Genomic DNA, 22,615 nt, shown 5'->3' on the forward strand with positions numbered 1-22,615 from the left:
GCGTGGGGAGGGGTCGGGCGAGGGGACGGACGGGCGGCTACCGCAGCAGCCCCCGGCCGGTCGGCGGCGTGCGGGCGGCCGCCGCCGTCGCCTGGAGCGGCCGGGCGTAGAGCTCGCCCAGCACCGCGGCCCCGGCGGCCACGGCCAGGGCGTCCGGGCCCCGGCGCTGGGCGATCACCAGGCTCGCGTCCCGCCGCAGGTGCGAGTGGCGGGCGAACTCGGCGCGCACCACGTCCAGATAGGCCGGGTCGAGCAGACTGAAGGTCTCGGTCAGCACCACCAGGTCGGGGTTGACCACGTCCGCCAGCAGTGCCAGCGCGCGGCCGATCACCTCGGACCGCCGGCGGACCAGTCGGTCGGCGCGCGGATCACCGGCCCGCACCGCGGCGGTCAGCTCGGCCCGGTCCGGCTTCTCGGTGACTCCGGCGGCGGCCGCCGCCTCGAACAGCGTGGTGTCCGAGGCGGCCGCCGCCAGACAGCCCAGCCGGCCGCAGTGGCAGAGCGCGTCGCTGCCGGGGACGGGCAGGTGAGCGACGTCCCCGGTGGCCGCGGCGGGCCCGCGGTGGACCACGCCGGCCACCGCGAGCGCCGCGTCCACCACATGGCCGACGAAGAGCTGGACCATGCTGCGGCGCGCCGCCGGGTGGCCGAACAGGAGCTCCGCCTGGGTGAGCGCCCGGGCGTGGTTGTCCACCTGGACGGGCAGTCCACCGGCCCGGGACAGCAGCTCGCCCAACGGCATGTCACGCCATCCCAGCGGGTCGTGACGGACCGTCACTCCGTGCTCCGGGTCGACCGTGCCGCCGGTCACCGCGCCGATCGCGAGGACCCGGCGGCCGCCGGGCACGGAGGCGAGCAGCCGGGGGAGCCGCTCCAGCAGCGGCTTGAGCACCGCGTGCCCGGTGCGACCGCGGTTGCTCAACTCCTGCCGGTACAGCACGTTTCCGCGCAGATCCAGCAGCGCGAAGGTGGTGTAGGGCACCCCGATGTGCAGCCCGGCGACGGCGAGCCGGTCGGTGTCGATGTCGACCGGCTGCTGCGGCCGGCCCACCGACCCCGCCCCGCCACCGGTCAACTCCGGTCGCTCGCACAGCAGTCCGAGCCGCACGAGGTCCACCACCTGCCGGGACACCGCGGAGGCGCTGAGGCCGGTGAGCGCGGCGACCCGGCTGCGGGCGACCGGCCCGTGATCGAGCACGGTCCGCAGGACGACGGCGGCGTTGACGTCCCGCCGTTCGTCGCCGATCCGCAGGGCGGGGCGCGGGAGCGTGTCCGACATCGGCCGGCCTTTCGCGAGTGGTGTCGTGGGGAGGATGGTGCGGGGCGGGCGGTGGTCAGTCCTGGAGGGCGGCCTCCAGCTCCGCGGCCGGTACCAGCCCGGCCACCTTCGGCGGCTCGGTCGGCTCCAGCAGTCGGCTCGCCGTGCCGTCCACGCCCACCGGCAGGTCGCCGTCCAGGGTGATCCGGCGCACCAGGCGCGGCTCGTCGCCGTAGTCGTTGACGGCGTAGTGCTGGGTCGCCCGGTTGTCCCAGATCGCCACGTCACCGACCTGCCAGTCCCAGCGCACGGTGTTCTCCAGGCGCTCCACGTACCGCTGGAACAGCTCGATCAGGGCCCGGCTGTCGGCCCCCGAGACACCCTGGATCCGCTGCGCGAACGCGCCGAGCAGCAGGGTCTTCTCGCCGGTCACCGGGTGGACCCGGACCACGGGGTGCTCGGTCCTGAAGGCGGTCGAGACGAACACCTGCCGGAAGAGCTTGGCGACCTCGACGTTGTCGGCCAGTTCGGGCCGCAGGGCGAGGCTCGCCGCGTAGTCGTAGTCGTTGGTGTGGACCGCGCGCAGGCTCTCGGCCAGCACCTTCAGCGGCTCCGGGAGGTCCTGGTAGGCCGCGACGGTGTTCGCCCACACCGTGCTGCCACCGGCCGGCGGCAGCTCCAGCGAGCGGAGGATGGACGCCTTCGGGTAGGACGGGACGAAGGTGACGTCGGTGTGCCAGTTGTTGGCGCGCACCCCCTTGGTGGCGTCCAGTTCGAAGATGTACCGGCCGTCGGCGCCGGGCACGGTCGGGTGGCCGACCGGCTGGCCCAACAGGCGGGCGAACGCCTCGTGTTCGACGTCGTCCAGGTGCTCCTGGCCGCGGAAGAAGAGCACCTTGTGCCGGTACAGCGCGGCCTCGACGGCGGCGACGGTCTCGGCGGAGAGGTCGCCGCCGAGGCGGATGTCGTGGACGATCGCACCGATCCGGCCGGCGGCCGGGGTGATGCGGAGGTCGGTGAGGGCAGCGGTCATGGCGGATCCTCGGCTTTCGGGGGACGCGGGAAGGGAGGTGGAGCGGGCGGGGCGCGGGGAGGTGCGGCCGCCGGGCCCACGGGTCCGGCGGCAGGGCGGCGGCGGTACGGCGCGGCACCGTGCGACCCGGGACGACCGGCACGACCCGGGACGACCGGCACGACCCGGCGCGGGGTACGCGCGGTGGCTCGTGCGGTGGTGCGGGCGGTGGGTCGGCAGGTGGTTCGGCCGGGGCGCACGGCAGTGGACGTGCGGGCACGGCGCGGCCGTGCGGCAAGGCCGGTCCGGCCTACCGGATCAGCGGGTGAGCGCTCCGCGACAACAACGGCGGAGAGCGGCGCCGAGGCGCGGACAGGGAGGGCTCTGGACGTGGCGCACGGTGGTCATCGGCCCTCCTTCCGGTGTGCTGCGACTGGGCTCGGCGCTCATCGTGCTGAAGGCCGAGGCTCGCTGTCAATCACCGTTCTGCCTGCTGGGAACGGGTGTTGCGGCCCTGTGAAGCGACCGTTGCGGCCGATGTCCGGCCGATGTCCGGCGCGCGACCCGACCGTATTCGACCTTGTCGCGGGCGTGTCGGAGTTATTAACTCTCGGAGCGGAAGAAACCCCGCGCGGCGGCCCGGCCGGCCGTCGGGTCGGCGACGAACCTGATGGAACGGGGGCGAACCGATCGGGTCGTCGAGGCGTCCCGATCCTCGAAGGATGGTTGCCGAACAATCAGGAGGAAACGATCGTGGAGACCTTCGCAGGGCGCCCGGGCCGTCGCGCGGTACTGGCCTTCGGCGCCGGGACGGCACTGGCCGCCGCCGTGTCCACGGGTGGGCCGGCCCAGGCCGCGGGCCGTGCGTCGGCCGGGCCGGACCAGGTCGTCCGGGCGCTGGCCGACCTGGAGCGGGAGCACGGCGCCCGGCTGGGGGTGTTCGCGCGCAACACGGTCACCGGCCGGACCGTGCTGCACCGCGCGGACGAGCTGTTCCCGATCTGTTCCGCGCACAAGACGATCACCGCCGCCGCGGTGCTGCGGGACCTCGACCGGGACGGCGAGTTCCTCGCCCGACGGATCCGGTACACCGCGAAGGACGTCATGGACGCGGGCTACGCCCCGATCACCGGGACGCCCGAACACCTGGCGCAGGGCATGACCGTCGCCGAGCTGTGCGCCGCCGCCATCGACCACAGCGACAACGCCGCCGACAACCTGCTGCTCCGTGAGCTCGGCGGTCCCACGGCGATCACCCGCTTCTGCCGGTCCATCGGGGACCGGGTGACGCGGCTCGACCGGTGGGAGCCCGCGCTGAACACCGCCGAACCGGGACGCGTGACGGACACCACCAGCCCGGCCGCCATCGGGCGGAGCAACCTCAAGCTGGTCCTCGGGGACGCGCTCGCCCCGCGGGACCGGCGGCAGTTGACGGCGTGGCTGCTCGGCAACACCACCAGCGGCGGCCGCTTCGGCGCCGGACTCCCCAAGGACTGGGCCCTCGCCGACAAGACCGGCACCGGCGACTACGGCACCACCAACGACGTGGGCATCGCCTGGACCCCGGACGGCGCGCCCGTGGTCCTGGCCGTGCTGTCCACCAAGCCGGACGCCGCCGCCCCGGCGGACGAGCCGCTGGTCGCCGGGGCCGCCGCGCTGCTGGCGGCGGCGCTGGTCTGACGGCGCGCGCCGCGGCCGGTCCGGGGTCGGTCCGGGGCCGGCCGCGGTCCGGTCCGGCCGGGCGCCCGCCGCGCTTCGGGCGCGTACGACGCTTCCGGCGCCGTTCATGTGCCGGACACACCGTCTCCGCCGGCGGGTCCAGGGAGATCACCTAGAGATAACGGGTCTGCTCCCAGCAGGCGGTGCCACGCCGGTCCGCCCGGCGTGGCACCGCCGTACCCCGGAAGGACGTACCCGTGGACCGCAGGACCCTGCTCGGCACCGCCGCCGTCGGAGCGGTGGGCGCGGTGACCGCCACCGCGCTCGCCCCGACCCCGGCCGCCGCCCGGCCCGTCGCCCCCGTCACCACCTTCAACGTCATCAGCGACATCCAGGGCGACCTCGCCGACCTGGGGGTGGCGCTGCGCGACATGAAGTCCACCAACCCCGCCTCCGCCGGCCTCGCCGTCGCCGGGGACATCACCCCGCGCGGCTACGACGCCGAGTACGCCGCCGTCCGGGCCGAGTTCGCGAAGGCCGGCCCCCCGGCCACCGTCGCCTGGGCGATCGGCAACCACGAGTTCTACGTGCCCAAGTGGCGCGACCCGGCCACGTTGGACCAGGCCGCCTGGCCCAACGGCGCGACCGAGGACTCGCTCTTCCGCAGCTTCTACACCTTCGCCGGCCGCGGCACGGTCTTCTCCGAGCACGTCTTCGGCGGCATCCCGGTGCTGACCCTGGGCACCGAGCGCTACATGCACTACCACGACCCCAAGCTCTGGGACGAGGTGTGGCTGAGCGACACCCAGTTCACCTGGCTCGAACAGCGGCTCGCGTACTGGGCGTCGCGTCGCCGGCCCGTCATGGTGATCACCCATCACCCGCTGCCGAACACCGTCTCCGGCAGTCGCAACAACCTCTACCTGCACGACTACCTCCAGGCCGACCGCCTGCTCGGCATCCTCGGCCGGTACCGCGACGTCTTCGTCTTCTGCGGCCACACCCACTGGGACCTCGGCCTGTCCGACTGGTACGTCCGCCGCGTCGTCCCGGGCACCGCCAACCTCGACGGCTTCTCGGTGGTCAACACCGGTGCCGTGCAGACCGGCTGGACCGACGACGGCCGGGGCGGCGAGACGGCCGTGGTCGGCGCCTTCAACCAGGGTCTTCAGGTCGAGGTCCACACCGACCGCGTCGTCCTCAAGGCGCGCGACTTCGCGACCCGCACCTGGCTGAAGCAGATCACCGTCCCGCTCGCCGGCGCGATGTAGGCCGCCGCGCGGGCCCGTCGGTGGGGCGGGAGGCCGGCCGGGTGGGCCGCCCGCCCCGCCGGCCGCCGAGAGCCGGGACCCCGGATGCGCCGCGCTCGCGTGCGCGGGAGGTGGTCCGCGGCCGTGCCGCTCGCGGTCCGCCGCACCGGCGACTGCCGTTCCGTCCGACGGGGGTGCGATGCTTCCCGGGAGCCCTGCCGAGTCGAGTGATGCCCCCGAGGAGCTGCCCATGCGCGCCGAACCCGTTGCCGACACCCCCTCTCTCGCGCTCGGCGAGGGGCCGGTCTGGGACGCGGGTGCCCAGAGCCTCCACTGGATCGGCATCCCGGACCGGCGGGTGCTCACGCTGCACCGGCCGAGCGGTCGGCTCACGGTGCTCGAACTGGACGTCACGCCCGGCACGTTGATGCTCGCCGCCGAGGGCCGGCCGGTCCTCGCGACCGAGCGCGGGTTCGAGCTGCTGGACACCGCCACCGGCCGGACGGAGGTGCTCGCCGCCGTCGAGGTCGACCGCCCGGAGCGCCGGATGAACGACGGGAAGCGGGACCCGTTCGGCCGGCCGGTGGCCGGGACGATGCACCGCACGGAGCCCCGGCGGCCGGGGTCGCTGTACCGGCTGGAGGCGGACGGGTCGGTGCGGGCGATCCTGGACGGCCTGGCCATCCCCAACGGTCTGGCCTGGCCCGAACCGGACCGCCTCTGGCACATCGACACCCCGACCCGGCGGATCGAGCTCTACGAGTACCCCGAGCACGGGCCGCTCGGCCGCCGGATCCGCTCGCTGGACGTCTCCCACCTGCCGGGGATGCCCGACGGCATGACCTTGGACGAGAGCGGGAACCTCTGGGTGGCGTTCTGGGACGGCGGGGCCGTGCACTGCCTCTCGCCGGAGGGGCGCCTGGTGGACACCGTGGAGGTGCCGGTGCCGCGCTCGACCAGTTGCGCCTTCGGCGGGCCGGAGCTGGACACGCTGTACATCACCACCGCCCGCAGCGAGCAACTCCCGCTCTCTGGGGCGCTGTTCGCGGTCACCGTGCCGGGAGTGCGCGGCCGGGCCTGAGGGCCTGAGGGGGCCTGGGCCCCGGGGGACCGAGGGGCCGGGGGCGGGGGTGCCGACGGGCGGGCGACTGTGCCGCCCGCCCGTCCGGCGGAGTCGACGGCGCCCGTCCCGGGGCCGCCGGCTACTGCCCGAGCAGGCGGGCGAAGTCCAGCCCGAGGGTGCCGAGCACGGGGAGGGCGCCGAGGTCGGTGACCGCGCCGACCGGGATGCTGTAGCCCTGGTTCACCTCCCGGGTCGCGGGCGCGGTGGTCGCGGTGGCGGTGGTCGCGGTGGCGCCGGTCAGGGCGACGGTGCCGAGCAGCGCGGCACCGAGGGCCGTGCGGAACGGGCCGCGGAACCGAACGGGGGACAGGGAGCGGAGCGGGGTGCGGGGCGGGGTGCGCAAGGGGGCCTCCGGGGAGTGGAACACGTGACCTGACAACGCGTCACCGTCGCTCGCGGTCACGCATCGTCCCGCCTTCGGCCGCTTTCGTAAAGCTTCCTCCCTTGTGTTCATGACAACACATCAAAGGTATGGACCTCAGCTCCGAGCTCGTCATACGGTCCTTCCCTGGGCGGGCCGGACGTGCCCGAACTCCACTGCACCGCAGCCGATTCGGCCTGCTCGGGAGCTCCCGCAGGGCCGGCGGCCCGCCCGTACTCGGTCATGCCGTCCGCACCGACAATCGGAGGGAAACATGCGAGTCGTCAAGAACATCAGGATCCTGGCCGGCGCTCCGCTCGCCGCCGCCGCCCTGATCGCCCTGACCGCGGGTTCGGCCAGTGCCGCGATCCCGATCAACGAGCCGATGACCGGCAAGGCGACCTACTACAACGACGCCGGCTACGGCGCCTGCGGCAGTCAGATCAACGCCGGCAGTCAGTTGCTGGTGGCGGTCTCGCACACCTGGTGGACCAGCGCGAATCCGAACAACGACCCGCTGTGCACGGGCATATCGGTGAAGGTCACCTACCAGGGCAAGACCGTGACCGTCCCGGTCAAGGACAAGTGTCCCTCCTGCGACTCCACCCACATCGACCTCAGCCAGCCGGCGTTCGCCAGGCTCGCCCCGCTGGGGCAGGGTGTGATCAACGGCCTCACCTGGCAGTTCGTCAAGGCGGGCTTCGCGGGGGAGAGCATCCCGCTGTCCGCGCCCGTCGAGGGTTCGACGATCGGGGCCGGCGCGTCCCGCTGACGTGGTGCGGGGCGGGCCGGCCGGCGGTACCGGTCGGCCCGCCCCGTGCGGCCCGGCCCTCGGGGCGGGTCCACCCCGGCCGTCAGCCGTCGGTGCGGTGTTGTCTCGGGATGGCCCCCGCGCGGGCGGCGGCCTCCTCCGCGGTGGCGAGCGCGGGCGAGCCGTCGGCCGACCGGGTGCCGTCGGCGCCCCGGGCGTTCCACCGCCGGCCGCCCGATGCCGCGTCCGGCGGCAACTCGGCCGCGCCGCGGAACACTTCGATGCGACGGCTGCCCGGCGGTGTGGTGGCCGGCCGCTCGACGGCCTCGGGCCACTTCGTGCGCGCGGCCTGCCGGGTGAGGCCCCAGGCCGCGCCGAGCCGCTCGTGGCTCGCGCCGTGGGAGGCGGCGGTCCGGGCGGCGATCGCCGTCGGGCGCTAGACCTCCTGGTCGACGACCTTCCAGATGCCGATGACGGCCGGCGCCACCTCGGCCGGGTCCGCCGGTCGGCCGCGGTCCACGCGGTAGCCGGTCGCCCGCGCGCGCACGGCGGAGGCGAGCGGATCGAGGGCGTCGAGGAGGATCCGGTCGAGCGCCGCCTGCTCGGTGGCGGTGATGTCGGGTGTCGGCATACTGGTAACTGTAGTTGTCGTGATGGAGCACGGGTAACAAGAGTTGTCGAATGGCATATGCCATTCGAGATGGACCGGGCTGCCCGCCGACCGGCCGCGCTGACACTGTGCACGGCCGGGTGCACGGTTCCTGCCATCGTGTCGGTGGTCCGGGGGCGCACGGAGGCATAGCGTCCGGGGAGATCACCGAGCGAAGGCAGGTTCCCGTGGACCGCACCGGCGACGCATCCCCCGCCGTCAACGGCGGCGTCTCCTTCTGGTACGCGCAGACCGGGCTGCCCGAGCCCCGGCCCGCGCTGCCGGGCGACGCCGACACCGATGTGTGCATCGTCGGCGGCGGCTACACCGGGCTCTGGGCGGCCTACTACCTCAAGAAGGCGGACCCCGGCCTGCGGATCACCCTGCTGGAGCGCCGCTTCTGCGGCTACGGCGCCTCGGGGCGCAACGGCGGGTGGCTCTACAACGGGTTCGCCGGGCGCGCGGCCTTCGCCCGCCGCTACGGGCCCGGACCGGCCGCCGCGATGCAACGGGTGATGGACGCGGCGGTCGGCGAGGTGGCCGACACCGTAGCCGCCGAGGGCATCGACGCCGACCTCGTCCGCGGCGGCGTCCTGGAGGTCGCCCGCACCCCGGCCCAGCTGGCCCGGCTGAAGGCCTTCGCCGAGGCCGAGCGCTCCTACGGCGCCGACCGGGTCCACCTGCTGACCGCCGCCGAGGCCGGTGAGCGGGTCCGGATCGCCGGTACCCTCGGCGGCACCTGGGCACCGTGCGGCGCGCGGATCCAGCCCGCCAAGCTGGCGCGCGGACTCGCCGCGGTGGTGGCGGGCCTGGGGGTGCGCATCCACGAGCAGACCCCGGTCACCGCCGTCGAACCGGCCGGCGCCGGCACCCGTGCCCGGGCCGTCACCCCGGACGGCACCGTCACGGCCGACTACGTGCTGCGCGCCACCGAGGGCTTCACCGCCGGGCTCCGCGGCGAACGGCGCACCTGGCTGCCGATGAACTCCGCGATGATCGCCACCGAACCGCTTCCGCCGTCCTTCTGGGCGGAGGCCGGCTGGAACGGCCGCGAGGTCCTCGGCGACTTCGCCCATGCCTACATGTACGCGCAGCGCACCGCGGACGACCGGATCGCCCTCGGCGGCCGCGGTGTCCCCTACCGGTACGGCTCGCGCACCGACGCGGACGGGACCACCCAGCCGGCCACCGTCCGCCAGCTGCGCGAGATCCTCGACAGCTTCTTCCCGGCCGCCGCCGGCGCCCGGATCGACCACGCCTGGGCCGGCGTGCTCGGCGTCCCGCGCGACTGGTGCGCCACGGTGGACCTGGACCGCGCCACCGGCCTCGGCTGGGCCGGCGGCTACGTGGGCAGTGGCGTCACCACCGCCAACCTGGCCGGCCGCACCCTGGGCGACCTCGTCCTCGGGCGCGACACCGAGCTCACCCGGCTTCCCTGGGTCGGCCACCAGGTGCGCCGGTGGGAGCCGGAGCCGCTGCGCTGGCTGGGTGTCCACGCCCTCTACGCCGCGTACCACGCCGCCGACCGCCAGGAGGCCACCGGGCGGCCGACCAGTTCGCCCCTCGCCCGGCTGGCGGACGTGATCTCCGGGCGGCACTGAGCGGGCGCGCCGCCGCTCCCGGGCGGTCCCGGCGGCCGTTCGGGCGTGCCGAGGTGGCACCGGCGGTCGGCGCGACGCACGGTGGTCCCGGGGTCGGAGACGGCGGAGGGACGGCGCGGGTGCGCAGGTGGCGAGTGGGACTGGTGGGGCTGGCGGCGACACTGGGGCTCGGTGCGCCCACGGCCTCGGCCGTGCCGGTCCGGCCCGGGTGGGCGGTCGTGGTGGTGGATCAGGAGTCGCGCAGCGTGCTGCTCCTGCAGAGCGCCGAGGAGCTGATGGCCTATCGGAGCCCCGGCCGGCTGCCGGTGGTGTGGTCCTGGAGCGCGGACCGCGCGCCGGACCTCGCCGACCTCGCCCCGGCGCGGAGCTGGTCGATGCCGGACGAGGCGAAGGCCCGGGTGCGCGAGGGCGGCCGCTATCTGCTGACCGCCGCCTCCGGCGGGCTGGTGGCGGTCGTCGACACCGCGACCGGCGGCACCTACTGGGCCGCCGACACCGGCCGGGCCAACCCGCACAGCTTGGAGCTGCTGCCGGACGGGAACGTCGCCGTCGCGGCCAGCACCGGCGGTTGGGTCCGGCTCTACGCCGCCTCGCAGGGGCCGCGCAGCAGCGCCCACGCCGCGTACCCGCTCAAGGGCGCGCACGGGGTGCACTGGGACGCGCGCACCCGGCTGCTCTGGGCGGTGGGCGACGACACGCTCACCGCGCTGCGGGTGGGCGGCACCCCGGCCGCACCCGTGCTCACCGCCGTCCGCAGCGTCGCGCTGCCGGATCCGGGCGGGCACGATCTCGCGCCGGTGCTCGCCGCGCCGGGCCGGTTCTGGGTGAGCACCGCCACGCACCTGTGGCAGTACGACCCGGCCGACGGCCGTTTCACCCGGGTGCGACTGGGTGCCGAGGCGGCGGAGCGGGACATCAAGAGCGTCGGTGACGAACCCGGCACCGGGCGGCTGCTCACCGCCGCGCCCGATCACGCCGGACCCTGTTCCTGGTGCACCTCGGTCCTCGCGCTCCACCGCCCGGACGGCGTCCGGACGTTGCGCGGCACCAAGCTGTACAAGGCGCGCTGGTGGGCCAGTTGGAGCGGCTGATCGTCGCTCAGGGTGACCGCCGGGTCGGCATTCGGCTGATGCGGCAGATTTTATGCCCCGGCAAACTACTCCAATGGTGGGCAGTTTTCCGTGGGGCAGCGCAAACCTCGGATGCGGTGCCCACGCTGGGATAGCGTCAAGTCCACCGGGGGGTGCGTGAACTGTGTGAGTGCCGCTCCGGTCCGTTCGAACGCATCCGACTAATGCTCCGACTAATTCGGGAGAAACTCGTGGGTAATAGCCTTTCGGAAATCCGGCCGGTCGCCGTCGACGAGCTGCGGCTCGCCGTGGACTCCCTCGCGGCGTTCCCCGCCCGGGGCGGGGCCGGCGGCTCCGACGTCCCCGAGCGCCTGGCGGCGGTGGCCGAGCTCTGCCGCGCCGTCGACGGGGTACTGGACAGCCTGGTCGTCCAGGCCGCCGCCGAGGCCGCCGAGGAGGGTTGGACGGCCGCCCGGATGGCCTCCGAACACGCCGTGTACTACGCCCGCCTGCGACGGGCGCTGCTGCCCGTCGGGGCAGGTGGCCAGGGCGATGCCGGGCTGAAGAAGCCGTGAGCGCGCCGCACTCCAACGCGCACGTCCTGACCTGCCCCACCCGGTGGAGCGACGTGGACGAGAACGGGCACATCAACAACGCCCGGCTGGTCTCCTACGTCCAGGAGGGGATTTACGACCTCTTCTGTCATCACCGGACCGCCGTCCGGGAATCCCTTTTTCCGTCCGGATTCCTGATCGCGCGGCACGAGATCGATTACCTGGAACAGCTGCACCACCAGCCGGAGCCATTGCTGGTACGGCTGACGGTGGCGCAGCTGGGCCGCAGTTCCGCGCATGTGGTGGTGAATGTCTGCCGCGATCCGCTCACGTATATGCGGGCCCGCACCGTGGTGGTCGCGCGAGATCGGGAATCGGGCCGGTCCCGTAAACTCAGCCAGTCCGAGCGGCGCTTTCTCTCCGCGTTCGTGCCGGTCGATCTCCCGGTCGAGATCCCGGTCGAGGCGCTGTCTTCGACGCCGTCGCAGCGGGTGCCGGCGAAGGCAGCGCGCGGCCCCCTGCCGGGCTCGGCGCACCGCGCCCGCCGGCGCTGTCGCACCTCGGCGCGCTGACGGCGGCGATGCCGGCACCGATGACGCTGCCGGCATCCGGCGCAGGGCCCAACGGACCGTCCGGGCCCACCAACCCGCCCGAACCTACCGGGCCCACCGGGCCCACCGAAACCGAAGGGCCGCCGCGGGTACCACCGGACCGGTACCGCCCGCCCGGCCCGTCCGTCCCGCGGCTCCCGGGACGGCGCCGATGGCCGGGTGGCGGCGGCAGGGGTGGCAGCGGCAACGGCGGCAACGGCGCCGCCGACCGCGGGCGCGCACCGGACCGGTGTGCGGCCCCGGCGCCCCGCTCCGGGCCCGCCGCCCGCGTGGCGCCCGCGGGCGTCCGGGCGCGCGAGGGCCGTCCGGTGGCCACCGGCCCGGCGAAGCCCGCCACCCCGGGAGGGCCGCCCCCGGCACACCCGACCGGGCACACCCGTCCAGTCGGGGCACACCCGTTCGGCCGGGTCGCCCCGTCCGGTCCGGCCACGACGGCCTGGGCCGGGAGGCGGAGGCCGGCCCACCGCGCGGCCCCGATCCGCCGGCCGTCCCGGCCGTCGACGGGGCCTCAGCCGGTGGTGGCGCGGAACAGCTCCGCTCCGGTGCCGGTCAGCAGCACCGGCTCACCGGCCGGCCGCAGGTAGGCCGAGCCGCCCGGGGCGAGGTCGAGGGTGTGCCCCGCCGCGCTCCGCAGCCGGGCCCGCCCGGTCGTGCAGAGCAGGATCTGTGGCGCGGCCAGGTCGATCCGGGCGGGTGCGGCGGCGGGCCGCAGCCGGGAGAGCCGGAACTCCTCGGCCGGTGAGGGGAACACCTCCTCGATCCCCGCACCGGCCGCGTCGACGGCCCGAGGGCCGTCCGGCGAGGAGGCGGGCGGCGAACCGGCCGGCGACGCGGTGAGCACGGGGGGCTCGCCGGTCCGGAAGGAGGTCACCACCAGCAGCCCCGCCACGTCGATGTGCTTCGCGGTGAGCCCGCAGCGCAGGACGTTGTCCGAATTGGCCATCAACTCGACGCCCAGGCCGTGCAGATACGCGTGCGGCACCCCGGCGTCGAGGGCCAGCGCCTGACCGGCCCGGAGCCGGACGTGGTTCAGCAGCAGCGCGGCCACCAGACCCGGGTCACCGGGGTAGTCCCGGGCGGCCCGCGCGTAGGCGGCGCACGCGGCCGCGTACGGACCGCCCTCGGCGGCCACCCGCCGCAGCGCCGCGGCGACACCGGCGAGCTCGGCCGGGCCGGGGCGGACGTCCTCCAGGACGTGCCGCAGCATCGCCGGCAGCACCTCCCCGGCGGGCCGTCGGCGCAGCGCGGTGGCCCACGGGGCGAGCAGCGGGACGCCCAGCGCGTCCAGCAGCCCGGCCGTGGCGGACGCCGGCCGGAACCCGCAGAGTGCCTCGAAGTCACCCAGGGCACAGATCAGTTCGGGCTTGTGGTCGCGGTCCTTGAAGGTGCGCTGCGGGGCGTCGCGGGGGATGCCGCGGGCCTCCTCGGCGGCGAAGCCCGCCTCGGCCCGCGCCCGGGAGGGGTGCACCTGGAGCGAGAGCGCCCGCTCGGCGGCCAGCACCTTGAACAGGAACGGGAGCCTGGGGCCGAACCGCCGTACGGTGTCCGGCCCCAGCTCGCCCTCCGGGTCCTCGGCGATCAACCGGTCCAGCGGGCGCGGGCCGGCGCCTCCGGCGTCGTCCCGCAGTGAGGGGGCGGACGGGTGGGCGCCCATCCAGAGCTCGGCCTGCGGCTCACCGGTGGTGGGCCTGCCGGTGAGCGCGGGGATGGCCGTGGTGGAGCCCCAGGCGTAGGCCCGGACGGGGTTGGCGAGCGGGGCGAACGGGGGACGGGTGGGTGCGGGCATGCGGGGGTCCCTCCTGTGGGGGCCGGGGGGAGGCCCGGGCCTGGGGCGTGTTCCGTCACTCCCGCCGGGCGCGCGACACGAGTGACGAACACGCCCTAGCGGCAGAGCGCCGCCGCGCCGATCAGGCCCGCGTCGGTGCCGAGTTCGGCGCGGCGGACGTCGAGGCCGCGGACGTAGGGCAGCGCGGCGTACCGGTCGAGGTGGCGGGCGAGCGGGTCGAACAGCGGGGCGCCGGCGGCGGCGACCCCGCCGCCGATCACCACCCGGTCGAGGTCGACCAGGGCGGCGGTGGCGGCGATTCCGGCGGCCAGGGCCTGGGCGGCCCGGTCGAAGGAGCTGAGGGCGACCGGGTCGCCGGCCAGCGCGGCGGCGGCGACGGCCCGCGCCGAGCGGTCCTCGTCCGGGCCCGTCGGCCGCCAGCCCAGGGCCAGGGCCCGCCGGGCGATCGCCGGGCCGGCGGCGATCCCCTCCAGGCAGCCGCGCGATCCGCACGGGCACGGATCGCCGTCCAGCTCGACGCTGATGTGGCCGAGGTGGCCGGCGTTGCCGCTGGGGCCGGGTCGCACGGCGCCGTCCAGGACCAGCCCGGCGCCGACACCGGTGGAGACCACCAGGCAGAGCGCGTTGGCGGCGTCGCGCGCCGCACCGCGCCAGTGTTCGGCGGCCGCCATCGCGACGCCGTCCCCGGCCAGCGCCACCGGGACGGCGAGCCCGGCCACGGCCGGGTGCGCGGCGACTTCGGCGACCAGCGGGAACGCCCGCCAGCCGGGGATGTTGACCGGGCTGACGGTGCCGTGCCGCAGATCCACCGGTCCGGCGCTGCCGATGCCGACGGCGGTCACCGCGCCCCAGCCGGGCGCGGCGGCGAGGTGGTCGAGCACCCGGTGCACCACCGCCAGTACGTCGGCGCCGGACTCCTTGGCCGGGGTGGGCAGCTGGATCCGGTGGGAGAGCCCACCGCGCTCGTCGACGAGCGCCCCGGCGATCTTCGTCCCGCCGATGTCGAGGGCGGCGACCAGTGGGCGGACGGACGGGGCGGGGGTCATCGCGACGGCTCCAGAACCAGGGGCGGGGCCCCCTCCCGGGCGGGAGGGGGCAACGGACAGGGTAGAGCGTCAGCCGGACGCGGCCGTCAGCCGCAGCGTGACCAGCTCGAACGGGCGCAGGGCCAGCTCGACCCCGTCACCGCTCACCACCACCGACCCGCGGGTGCCGTCCCACGGCCGCTCCAGCAGGTCACAGGGCACCGCCCCGGCCAGCGGGAACGAGGTGGCGAGCCGGCCCCGGGCCCGGCCGCCGTCGGCCTCGTAGACCCGGACGATCACGTCCCCGCTGCCGTCGTCGGCCAGCTTGACGGCGCTGACCACCAGGGCGTCCTGGTCCAGCTCCACCAGCGGCCGGACGGCCTCGGCGGACCCGGTCACCCGCCGCTCGGGCAGGCTGATCAGGTAGCCCTCGCGGACGGCGTCCGCGATCCCGGCGCCCGGCACCAGCGCGTGCCGGAACCGGTGCAGGCCCTGGTCGGTCAGCGGGTCGGGGAAGCGCGGCGCGCGCAGCAGCGAGAACCGCACCGTCGTGGTGGTGCCGCCGTCCGCCGCGCGCACCGTCCGGGTGACGTCGTGCCCGTAGGTGGAGGCGGTGACCAGCGCGACGCCCCAGCCCGGCTCCTCCAGGTGGACGAAGCGGTGGTTGCAGGCCTCGAACTTGGCCGCCTCCCAGCTGGTGTTGGTGTGGGTGGGCCGGTACAGGTGGCCGAACTGGGTCTCGGCGGCGTACCGCTCGGTGTGCACGTCCAGCGGGAAGGCCGCCTTGAGGAACTTCTCCGTCTCGTGCCAGTCCACCTCGGTGTCGATGTCCAGCCGCCCGGCGCCCGCGCGCAGGGTCAGCGTCTGGACGACCGTCGACGAGCCGAAGGAGCGCGCGACCCGGACGGCGACCGCCTCCGGCGCGTCCAGCGCCACCGTGAGCGCGTCCACCCCCGTCAGGTCGGTGACGGTGTTGCGGTAGAACTGGTCCACGTCCCAGGCGTCCCACATGTTCGGGAAGTCCGGGTGCAGCTGGAGCAGGTTGGCACGGGTGCCGGGGGCCACCGTCTCGCGCCCGGTCGCGAGGTCCACCACCGAGACCACCAGGCCGTCGCCGTCCACCGTGACGGACAGCAGGCCGTTGCCGAGGACGAACCCGCCCCCGTCGCGGGCGGTGATCGCGCAGCCGTCCGCCCGGGCCGCCGAGGCGAGCGCCGCCCCGCCGGCGGGCGCCGCCGAGCGGGTGTGCGGGGCGCCGTTGAACACCAGCTCGCGCCCGCCCGCCGCGTCCCCGGCCAGCGCCCGCTGCGCCCGGTCGATCAGCGTCTCCAGCTCCCCGGCGAGCGTCGCGTACGTCGCCTCGGCCTCGCGGTGGACCCAGGCGATCGAGGAGCCGGGCAGGATGTCGTGGAACTGGTGCAGCAGCACCGTCTTCCAGATCCGGTCCAACTCCTGGTACGGGTAGGCCAGGCCGGTGCGCAGCGCGGCGGTGGCGCACCACAGCTCGGCCTCGCGCAGCAGGTTCTCGCTGCGGCGGTTGCCCTGCTTGGTCCTGGCCTGGCTGGTCAGGGTGGCCCGGTGCAGCTCCAGGTACAGCTCCCCGACCCAGACCGGCGGGTTCGGGTACTCGGCCTGCGCCTGCTCGAAGAACTCGGCCGGCCGCTCCCAGCGGACCGTGGCGGACCCCTCCAGGTCCCGCAGCCGGGCGGCCTTGGCGATCATCTCGCGGGTGGTGCCGCCGCCGCCGTCGCCCCAGCCGGTCGGGGCGATCGAGTGCCGGGCCACGCCCTTGTCCTTGAAGTTCCGCGCGGCGTGCGCGATCTCCTTGCCCTTCATGGAGCAGTTGTAGGTGTCCACCGGCGGGAAGTGGGTGAAGATCCGCGTCCCGTCGATGCCCTCCCAGAGGAAGGTGTGGTGCGGGAAGGTGTTGACCTGGCTCCACGAGATCTTCTGGGTCAGCAGCCACTTGGAGCCCGCGTTGCGGATGATCTGCGGCAGCCCGCCGGTGAAGCCGAAGGTGTCCGGCAGCCACGCCTCCTGGTTCTCGACCCCGAACTCCTCCAGGAAGAACCGCTTGCCGTGCACGAACTGCCGGGCCATCGCCTCCGAGGCCGGCATGTTGGTGTCGGACTCCACCCACATCCCGCCGGCCGGCACGAACCGGCCCTCGGCGACGGCCTTCTTGACCCGCGCGTACACCTCCGGCCGGTGCTCCTTGATCCAGGCGTACTGCTGCGCCTGCGACATGGTGTAGACGAAGTCCGGCTCGTCCTCCAGCAGCGCCGTCATGTTGGCGGTGGTGCGGGCGACCTTGCGGACGGTCTCGCGCAGCGGCCAGAGCCAGGCCGAGTCGATGTGCGCGTGGCCGACCGCGCTGATCCGGTGCGCCGACGGCACGGCGGGCGCGGCCAGTACCGCGGCCAGTTGCTCCCGGGCCGCCGCGGCGGTGCCGTTGACGTCCTGGAGGTCGACCGCGTCCAGGGCCCGTTCGATCGCGCGCAGCACGTCCCAGCGGCGGGCGCCGTCGACCGGCAGCTCCGCCATCAGCTCGCCGAGCACCTCCAGGTCCATGACGAGCTGCCAGACCGTCTCGTCGAAGACCGCGAGGTCCATCCGGGTCAGCTTGTACTGCGGGCGGTCGCCGGCGGTGTCGCGGTCGCCCAGCTCGGTCGGCAGGAAGGGGTGGTAGTCGAGGATGACCGGGTTGGCGGCGGCCTCGACGTGCAGCACGACCTGCTCGCCGCCGGCCGCGGGGGTGGCGATCCGCACCCACTGGTTCTGCGGGTTGAGGCCCTTCACCGGGCTGCCGTCCGGGCGGTAGACCAGGCCCTCGCACTGGAAGCCGGGCATGTTGGCGTCGAAGCCGAGGTCGATCAGGGCCTCGACGGTCCGCCCGGCCCACGCCTCGGGCACCGTGCCGGTGACGGTGATCCAGCTGGTGCCCCACGGCGCGCCCCAGGCGTCGCCGACGGCGATCGGGGTGCGCGGCGCGGCCAGGCCCTCGGCGACCGGGACGGGCTCGCCGGGCGCCGTCCAGATCGACACCTCCAGCGGGACGGACTCCGGGTAGAGCGCCGGGCGGATGCGCTCCTCCAGGACGCGCTTGAGGCGGGACTCGACCAGGCTGCGGTCATCGTGCATGTCAGCGGGCTCCGTTGCGTGACTGAGGGGGTGACGGGACGGAAAGTCGGGCGGGACGGCGGGACGGCCGACCGGTCAGCGTACGTCGTCCGGGTGGACGACCTCGGTGATGCCCCGGGCGGCCAGGTGGGCCCGGTCCTCGGCGCGCTCGGCGAGCACCGCGGTCGGCCGGGCGCCGTCCTCGGCGAGCCGCATGAACGCCTCGAAGACGGCGCCGCCGGGCCCGCAGACCGAGCGCTTGGGCGAGGTGACGTCGTCGCCGGTGGCGACCACCACGGCGGTGGTGCGCGGCCGGGGCGGCTGCCGGCCGGTGCGCAGCTCGGCCACGGCGGCGGCGAGCCGGGCGCCGGCCGGCTTGACCCGGCGGTCGGTGGTGAGCAGACCGAGGCTGTACTCCAGCTCGGGGAAGTCGGCCAGCGAGCGGTCGACGTCGTGCGAGCACCACCAGGTGACGCCCCACAGGTCGGGGCAGTCCAGCACGGCCGCCACGGTGTCGCCGGTGAAGCGGGCGGCGTCCTCGGCGGTGATCAGCGGGGCCGGCGCGCCGACCTCCTGCAGCCAGACCGGGCGGTGCGGGTCGTCCGCCCAGGCCTTGGAGAGCTCGACCAGGTAGGCGGCGTGCTGCGCGGTGGCGGTGGAGTGCGCGCCGTAGCGCTGGGCGGTGCCGTTGAACACCCAGGAGTGCACGGCGGTCGCGGCGCCGAGCCGGGCCGAGTGCCAGGGGGTGAACGGGTGCTCGTCCAGGTACCAGGCGGCGTCGTAGGAGGCGTGCAGGTGGAGCCGGCCGGGCGCGCCCTCCTCGCAGGCGGCCAGCATCCGGCGCAGCCAGGCGTCGACCTGCTCGGGGCCGGCCCGGTCGGGGTCGGGGTGCGGGTCGCCGGAGAACTGGTTGACCTCGTTGCCGACCGTCATGCCGAGGAAGTTGGGCCGGGTGCGCAGGGCGGTGGCCAGGGTGCGCAGGTAGGCGGCCTGACCGTCGATCACGTCCGGGTCGGTGAAGAGGTTGCGGCGGTGCCAGGTCTGGGTCCACGACGGCTGGAAGTCGAAGCTGGACAGGTGGCCCTGGAGGCCGTCCACCGCGACGTCCAGTCCGCGTTCGCCGGCCGCGTCCACCAGCTCGGTCAGCTGCTCGACGGCGCGCGGGCGGATCAGCGTGCGGTTCGGCTGGAAGACGGGCCAGAGCGGGAAGACCCGGACGTGGTCCAGGCCGAGCGCGGCGATCGAGTCGAGGTCGGCGCGGACGGCGTCGAGGTCGAAGTCGAGCCAGTGGTGGAACCAGCCGGCGCTGGGCGTGTAGTTGACGCCGAAGCGCGGGGCGGCGGGGGCCCGCGGGCGGTCCCGGGCCGGGTCCCGCGTGCTGTCCTTCGTGCTGTCCTGGGTGCTTTCCTGCGTACGGTCCTGAGCGGCGGTCATGCGCGGTGGGCTTCCTCGGTGGGTGCGGCCGTCGCTGGTCCGGCGACGGGTCGGGCGGACGGTTCGGCTACCCCTTGACGGCTCCCTCCTCGACGCCCCGGAAGAAGAACCGCTGGCAGATCCCGAACACCACGACGATCGGCAGGAAGGCGATCATGGTGCCGGCCGCGATCAGCCGGGGGTTGGCGCTGAACGTGCCGTTGAGGTACTGGAGCCCGACGGTGAGGGTGTACTTCTGCGGGTCGTTGAGCACGATCAGCGGCCAGAGGAAGTCGTCCCAGGCGCCGATGAAGGTGAAGATGACGATCACGCTGAGCATGCCGCGGACGTTCGGCAGGCCGATGTGCCACAGCCGTTGCCAGACGGAGGCGCCGTCCACCAGGGCGGCCTGGTCGAGTTCGGGCGGGACGGCCGCGAACGCCGTCCGCATCAGCAGCACGTTGAGCATCGCGATCGCGCCGGGCAGGGCGACACCGGTCAGGGAGTCGGCCAGGCCGAGGCCGCGGACCGTCACGTACTGGGAGACGATGGTGACCTCGCCGGGCAGCACCAGCGTGGCCAGGAAGAGGCCGAAGACCAGCCGGGCGCCGCGGAAGCGCAGGTTGGCCAGCGCGTAGCCGGCCAGGGTGGTGCCGACCACGTTGCCGAAGATCGCGATCGCGGCGACGGTCAGCGAGTTGGCCGCGTACGTCCAGACCGGGATGGTGTCGGCGACCTTGGCGTAGTTGGCGAAGGTCAGGTCCTCGGGGACGAAGCTCGGGCTCCGGGTGTAGACGTCCTCACCCGGCCCCTTGAGCGAGGTGGAGAGCTGCCAGAGGAAGGGGCCGATCACCAGCAGCAGGACGACCAGCAGGAGCAGGTAGCGCAGCGCGTTCCGGGCGGGGGAGGGGGAGTTGAAGCTCCGGGCGCGGCGGGCCGGGGCCGGAGCCGGCGCGGTCGGCGCGGCGGGCCGGGCGGGGGCGGCGGTGTCGGTCACGGGGTCAGTCCGCCTTCCGGTTCAGGCGCGTCAGGAGCAGCATCGGGCCGAGGGTGATGACGAACAGCAGCAGGCTGAGGGCGGAGGCGTAGCCCAGGTGGCCGGTGAAGCCGCGGCTGTACATCTGGATCAGCATCACCACCGACATGTCCCGGCCGCCGGGGCCGCCGGTGCCGTGGGAGAGCACGTACAGCTCGGAGAAGACGCGCAGCGAGGAGACCGAGATCAGCACCGAGATCAGCATCATGGTGGGCCGCACCCCGGGCAGGGTGACGTGCCAGAACCGGCGGAGGGCGCTCGCGCCGTCGACGGCGGCGGCCTCGTGCAGTTCGCGGCCGACGTTGGCCAGCGCGGACAGGTAGATCACCATGTAGTAGCCGAGGCCCTTCCAGGTGGTCAGGGCGATCGCGCTGAGCAGCAGCAGCCAGCGGTCGGTCAGGAACGCGACCGGGGAGTCGGTCAGCCCGGTCTGTTGGAGCAGGCCGTTGACCAGCCCGCGGTCGTCCAGCACCCAGCCCCAGATCAGCGCCACCACGACGGCGGAGGCGATCACCGGGGTGTAGAAGGCGGTGCGGAAGAAGGTGATGCCGGGCAGTTTGTGCTGGACGAGCAGGGCGAGCAGCAGCGGCAGGAAGGTCAGCAGCGGGAGGCAGACCAGCAGGTAGACGATGCTGTTGAGCAGGGCGTCGGCCAGCTGCTCGTCGTCGAGGATACGTTCGTAGTTGGCCAGGCCGGTGAACCGGCCGCCGCCCAGGGGCTTGGCGTTGGTGAACGACAGGATCACCGTGTTGATCGTCGGCCAGAGGTTGAAGACGACCAGCCAGATGATCGCGGGCCCGGCGAGCAGCCAGGGGGTGAACCAACGCCGGTGGGTCATGCCGATGCCTTCCTGGGGCGGGGGCGCGCGGGGTGGGGCGGGTGGGGCGTAGCGGGCCCGGTGGGGCGGGCCCCGGCGGGCGGCGGGTCCTGGGGGAGGGCGCCGCCGCGCCGCCGGCACGGGGTACGTCGGGTCCTGGGGGAGGGCGCCCCGCCGGCACGGGGTACGTCGGGGGCCGGGCCACCGAGTGGCGGCCGGGGTCAGCCCTTGAGCAGTTGGTTGCAGCGCTCGACGGCGGTGTCCAGGGCTTGCCGGGAGGTGGCGTCGCCGCTGATCGCCAGGGCGATCTGCTGCTTGACGACGGTGCTCATCGCGTCGTCGACCTGGACCGGCTGGATGATCTTCGCCTTGGCCAGCGAGGTGAACGCGATCACCTTGGCGTCACCGGCGTTGGTGCCGTCGCTCCTGCTGAAGAACGGGTCGCCGGCGGACGCCTTGGTGGACGGGAAGATGCTGGTCAGCTGCGCGAACCGGGCCTGGTTCTCCGGGCTGGTGACCCAGCGGGCCAGGGCCACCGCGGCGGCCGGGTTCTTGCTGTTCTTCGGGACCGACAGCCCCTGCACGTAGAGCGGCGGGATGCCCATCGCGGGGGAGGGGACGATCTTCGGGGCGAGGGTCGGATTGTCGGTGGCGAGACTGGTGATGAAGTTGGCGCCGCCGGTGGTCCAGGCCGCCGTACCGGAGTTGAGGAGTTTGGAGTTGCCGGCGTAGGCGTCGGTCAGGATGTCCTTCGGCAGCAGGCCCTCCTTGAACGCGGCGCGGTACTTGTCGAGCAGCGCGGCGGCCTCGGGGGTGTTGAAGGTGAAGGACTTGCCGTCGTCGGACATCACCTTCACACCGGCGCTGGTCAGGTCGCCGAGACCGGGCTTGCGGCTCATCAGGTAGGTCGAGCCGCCGGACTTCTCCTTGACCACCCTGGCCTGGGCGATGAGCTCGTCCAGGGTGGTGGGGAGCTTCGCCGGGTCGAGGCCGTTCTTGGTCAGCAGCTCGGCGTTCCAGTAGTTCACATCGGTGTTGAGGTACCACGGGTAGCCGAAGGTGCCGTCCTGGCCGGTGAAGCGGTAGGCGTCGATGCCGCCGGCGACGTACTCGTCGGCGAGCTTCGGGTCGGCCTTGGCGATGTCCAGCAGCTGGTTCTGCTTGGCCAGCGGCAGCGCGAAGTCCGGGGGGAGGTTGACCACGTCGGGGAGGGAGCCGGCGGCGGCCTGGCTGAGCACCTTGTCCGGGTAGCCGTCGCCGGGCTGGTCGATCCAGTCGACCTGGACACCCGGGTACTTCTTCTGGAAGCCGTCGATCACGCTCTGCATGTAGTCGGTGAACTTCGGCTTGAGCGCCCAGGTCTGGAGCGAGACCTTGCCCTTGACGTCACCGGTGGCGGCCGCACTCGCCAGGGTGTCGTCGCTCTTGGTGTCGGAGCCGAGTCCGCAACCGGTGAGCGCGGCGGTGGAGACCGCCGCCATCGTCAGTGCCGCCCAGATTCTTCGCATGAGGGTCTCCC

20 protein-coding genes are annotated in these 22,615 nt (G+C 74.3%); 9 read left to right on the forward strand and 11 right to left on the reverse strand.

Annotation, left to right across the window (positions count from 1 at the left end; genetic code table 11):
* Positions 1 to 37: 37 nt before the first annotated feature.
* Both ACFXHB_RS15540 and ACFXHB_RS15545 read right to left on the reverse strand, forming a co-directional pair.
* Positions 38 to 1,279 (reverse strand): ROK family protein, encoded by a 1,242-nt coding sequence (locus ACFXHB_RS15540; RefSeq protein ID WP_380574687.1) that lies wholly within the window; start codon positions 1,277 to 1,279, stop codon positions 38 to 40.
* 55 nt (positions 1,280 to 1,334) lie between these two features.
* Positions 1,335 to 2,291: a TauD/TfdA dioxygenase family protein gene (locus tag ACFXHB_RS15545; protein ID WP_380574688.1), complete on the reverse strand. Its 957-nt coding sequence runs from the start codon at positions 2,289 to 2,291 to the stop codon at positions 1,335 to 1,337.
* Positions 2,292 to 3,023: 732 nt separating this feature from the next.
* Here ACFXHB_RS15545 and bla point away from each other — a divergent pair.
* From bla to ACFXHB_RS15560, 3 genes are all read left to right on the forward strand, one after another.
* Complete coding sequence (gene bla, locus ACFXHB_RS15550) at positions 3,024 to 3,950, forward strand: class A beta-lactamase (RefSeq protein ID WP_380574689.1); 927 nt, start codon at positions 3,024 to 3,026, stop codon at positions 3,948 to 3,950.
* 236 nt (positions 3,951 to 4,186) lie between these two features.
* On the forward strand, positions 4,187 to 5,200 hold the full coding sequence (locus ACFXHB_RS15555) for a metallophosphoesterase family protein (protein ID WP_380574690.1): 1,014 nt from the start codon (positions 4,187 to 4,189) through the stop codon (positions 5,198 to 5,200).
* 229 nt (positions 5,201 to 5,429) lie between these two features.
* Positions 5,430 to 6,260 carry an SMP-30/gluconolactonase/LRE family protein gene (locus tag ACFXHB_RS15560; protein ID WP_380574692.1) on the forward strand — a complete coding sequence of 277 codons (831 nt, stop codon included), beginning with the start codon at positions 5,430 to 5,432 and terminating at the stop codon, positions 6,258 to 6,260.
* 121 nt (positions 6,261 to 6,381) lie between these two features.
* On the opposite strand, the gene ACFXHB_RS15565 is transcribed toward ACFXHB_RS15560, so the two are convergent.
* A complete protein-coding gene (locus ACFXHB_RS15565; RefSeq protein WP_380574693.1) occupies positions 6,382 to 6,645 on the reverse strand; it encodes a hypothetical protein in 264 nt (87 codons plus the stop codon).
* Positions 6,646 to 6,937: 292 nt separating this feature from the next.
* Here ACFXHB_RS15565 and ACFXHB_RS15570 point away from each other — a divergent pair, with 292 nt between their 5' ends.
* Both ACFXHB_RS15570 and ACFXHB_RS15575 read left to right on the forward strand, forming a co-directional pair.
* Positions 6,938 to 7,435: a cysteine/serine endopeptidase inhibitor gene (locus tag ACFXHB_RS15570; protein ID WP_380574694.1), complete on the forward strand. Its 498-nt coding sequence runs from the start codon at positions 6,938 to 6,940 to the stop codon at positions 7,433 to 7,435.
* A gap of 110 nt (positions 7,436 to 7,545) precedes the next feature.
* On the forward strand, positions 7,546 to 7,854 hold the full coding sequence (locus ACFXHB_RS15575) for a hypothetical protein (RefSeq protein WP_380574695.1): 309 nt from the start codon (positions 7,546 to 7,548) through the stop codon (positions 7,852 to 7,854).
* On the opposite strand, the gene ACFXHB_RS15580 is transcribed toward ACFXHB_RS15575, so the two are convergent.
* Positions 7,851 to 8,045, reverse strand: coding sequence for a hypothetical protein (locus tag ACFXHB_RS15580; protein WP_380574696.1), 195 nt, complete (start codon positions 8,043 to 8,045; stop codon positions 7,851 to 7,853). The two genes, ACFXHB_RS15575 and ACFXHB_RS15580, sit on opposite strands and share 4 nt — an antisense overlap.
* A 206-nt stretch (positions 8,046 to 8,251) precedes the next feature.
* On the opposite strand from ACFXHB_RS15580, the gene ACFXHB_RS15585 reads away from it, so the two are divergent.
* From ACFXHB_RS15585 to ACFXHB_RS15600, 4 genes are all read left to right on the forward strand, one after another.
* Positions 8,252 to 9,664 carry an NAD(P)/FAD-dependent oxidoreductase gene (locus tag ACFXHB_RS15585; RefSeq protein WP_380574697.1) on the forward strand — a complete coding sequence of 471 codons (1,413 nt, stop codon included), beginning with the start codon at positions 8,252 to 8,254 and terminating at the stop codon, positions 9,662 to 9,664.
* 134 nt (positions 9,665 to 9,798) lie between these two features.
* A complete protein-coding gene (locus tag ACFXHB_RS15590; protein ID WP_380574698.1) occupies positions 9,799 to 10,755 on the forward strand; it encodes a DUF6528 family protein in 957 nt (318 codons plus the stop codon).
* 230 nt (positions 10,756 to 10,985) lie between these two features.
* Positions 10,986 to 11,309 (forward strand): hypothetical protein, encoded by a 324-nt coding sequence (locus ACFXHB_RS15595; protein WP_380574699.1) that lies wholly within the window; start codon positions 10,986 to 10,988, stop codon positions 11,307 to 11,309.
* Complete coding sequence (locus ACFXHB_RS15600) at positions 11,306 to 11,860, forward strand: acyl-CoA thioesterase (RefSeq protein ID WP_380574700.1); 555 nt, start codon at positions 11,306 to 11,308, stop codon at positions 11,858 to 11,860. The genes ACFXHB_RS15595 and ACFXHB_RS15600 overlap by 4 nt, the downstream gene beginning before the upstream one ends.
* Positions 11,861 to 12,407: 547 nt before the next feature.
* On the opposite strand, the gene manA is transcribed toward ACFXHB_RS15600, so the two are convergent.
* From manA to ACFXHB_RS15635, 7 genes are all read right to left on the reverse strand, one after another.
* A complete protein-coding gene (manA, locus tag ACFXHB_RS15605) occupies positions 12,408 to 13,685 on the reverse strand; it encodes a mannose-6-phosphate isomerase, class I (protein ID WP_380574701.1) in 1,278 nt (425 codons plus the stop codon).
* Between the two features lie 95 nt (positions 13,686 to 13,780).
* Complete coding sequence (locus ACFXHB_RS15610) at positions 13,781 to 14,731, reverse strand: ROK family protein (RefSeq protein WP_380574702.1); 951 nt, start codon at positions 14,729 to 14,731, stop codon at positions 13,781 to 13,783.
* Positions 14,732 to 14,800: 69 nt separating this feature from the next.
* Entirely contained in the window at positions 14,801 to 17,851 is a 3,051-nt protein-coding gene (locus ACFXHB_RS15615) for an alpha-mannosidase (protein WP_380574703.1), read from the reverse strand.
* 75 nt (positions 17,852 to 17,926) lie between these two features.
* Entirely contained in the window at positions 17,927 to 19,264 is a 1,338-nt protein-coding gene (locus tag ACFXHB_RS15620) for a glycosyl hydrolase (RefSeq protein WP_380574704.1), read from the reverse strand.
* Positions 19,265 to 19,331: 67 nt separating this feature from the next.
* Entirely contained in the window at positions 19,332 to 20,240 is a 909-nt protein-coding gene (locus ACFXHB_RS15625; protein WP_380574705.1) for a carbohydrate ABC transporter permease, read from the reverse strand.
* Between the two features lie 4 nt (positions 20,241 to 20,244).
* Entirely contained in the window at positions 20,245 to 21,117 is an 873-nt protein-coding gene (locus ACFXHB_RS15630; protein ID WP_380574706.1) for a carbohydrate ABC transporter permease, read from the reverse strand.
* A gap of 200 nt (positions 21,118 to 21,317) precedes the next feature.
* A complete protein-coding gene (locus tag ACFXHB_RS15635) occupies positions 21,318 to 22,604 on the reverse strand; it encodes an ABC transporter substrate-binding protein (RefSeq protein WP_380574707.1) in 1,287 nt (428 codons plus the stop codon).
* Positions 22,605 to 22,615: the final 11 nt, after the last annotated feature.

The sequence above is a fragment of the Kitasatospora sp. NPDC059327 genome (assembly GCF_042752535.1).
Lineage (GTDB): Bacteria > Actinomycetota > Actinomycetes > Streptomycetales > Streptomycetaceae > Kitasatospora.

Bases quoted from the DNA above. Each gene is read 5' to 3' on its own strand.
- ACFXHB_RS15560 (WP_380574692.1), top strand. From the start codon at position 5,430: ATGCGCGCCGAACCCGTTGCCGACACCCCCTCTCTCGCGCTCGGCGAG.
- ACFXHB_RS15570 (WP_380574694.1), top strand. From the start codon at position 6,938: ATGCGAGTCGTCAAGAACATCAGGATCCTGGCCGGCGCTCCGCTCGCC.
- ACFXHB_RS15630 (WP_380574706.1), bottom strand. From the start codon at position 21,117: ATGACCCACCGGCGTTGGTTCACCCCCTGGCTGCTCGCCGGGCCCGCG.
- ACFXHB_RS15580 (WP_380574696.1), bottom strand. From the start codon at position 8,045: ATGCCGACACCCGACATCACCGCCACCGAGCAGGCGGCGCTCGACCGG.
- ACFXHB_RS15610 (WP_380574702.1), bottom strand. From the start codon at position 14,731: ATGACCCCCGCCCCGTCCGTCCGCCCACTGGTCGCCGCCCTCGACATC.
- ACFXHB_RS15615 (WP_380574703.1), bottom strand. From the start codon at position 17,851: ATGCACGATGACCGCAGCCTGGTCGAGTCCCGCCTCAAGCGCGTCCTG.
- ACFXHB_RS15545 (WP_380574688.1), bottom strand. From the start codon at position 2,291: ATGACCGCTGCCCTCACCGACCTCCGCATCACCCCGGCCGCCGGCCGG.
- manA (WP_380574701.1), bottom strand. From the start codon at position 13,685: ATGCCCGCACCCACCCGTCCCCCGTTCGCCCCGCTCGCCAACCCCGTC.
- ACFXHB_RS15620 (WP_380574704.1), bottom strand. From the start codon at position 19,264: ATGACCGCCGCTCAGGACCGTACGCAGGAAAGCACCCAGGACAGCACG.
- ACFXHB_RS15635 (WP_380574707.1), bottom strand. From the start codon at position 22,604: ATGCGAAGAATCTGGGCGGCACTGACGATGGCGGCGGTCTCCACCGCC.
- ACFXHB_RS15575 (WP_380574695.1), top strand. From the start codon at position 7,546: ATGGCCCCCGCGCGGGCGGCGGCCTCCTCCGCGGTGGCGAGCGCGGGC.
- ACFXHB_RS15540 (WP_380574687.1), bottom strand. From the start codon at position 1,279: ATGTCGGACACGCTCCCGCGCCCCGCCCTGCGGATCGGCGACGAACGG.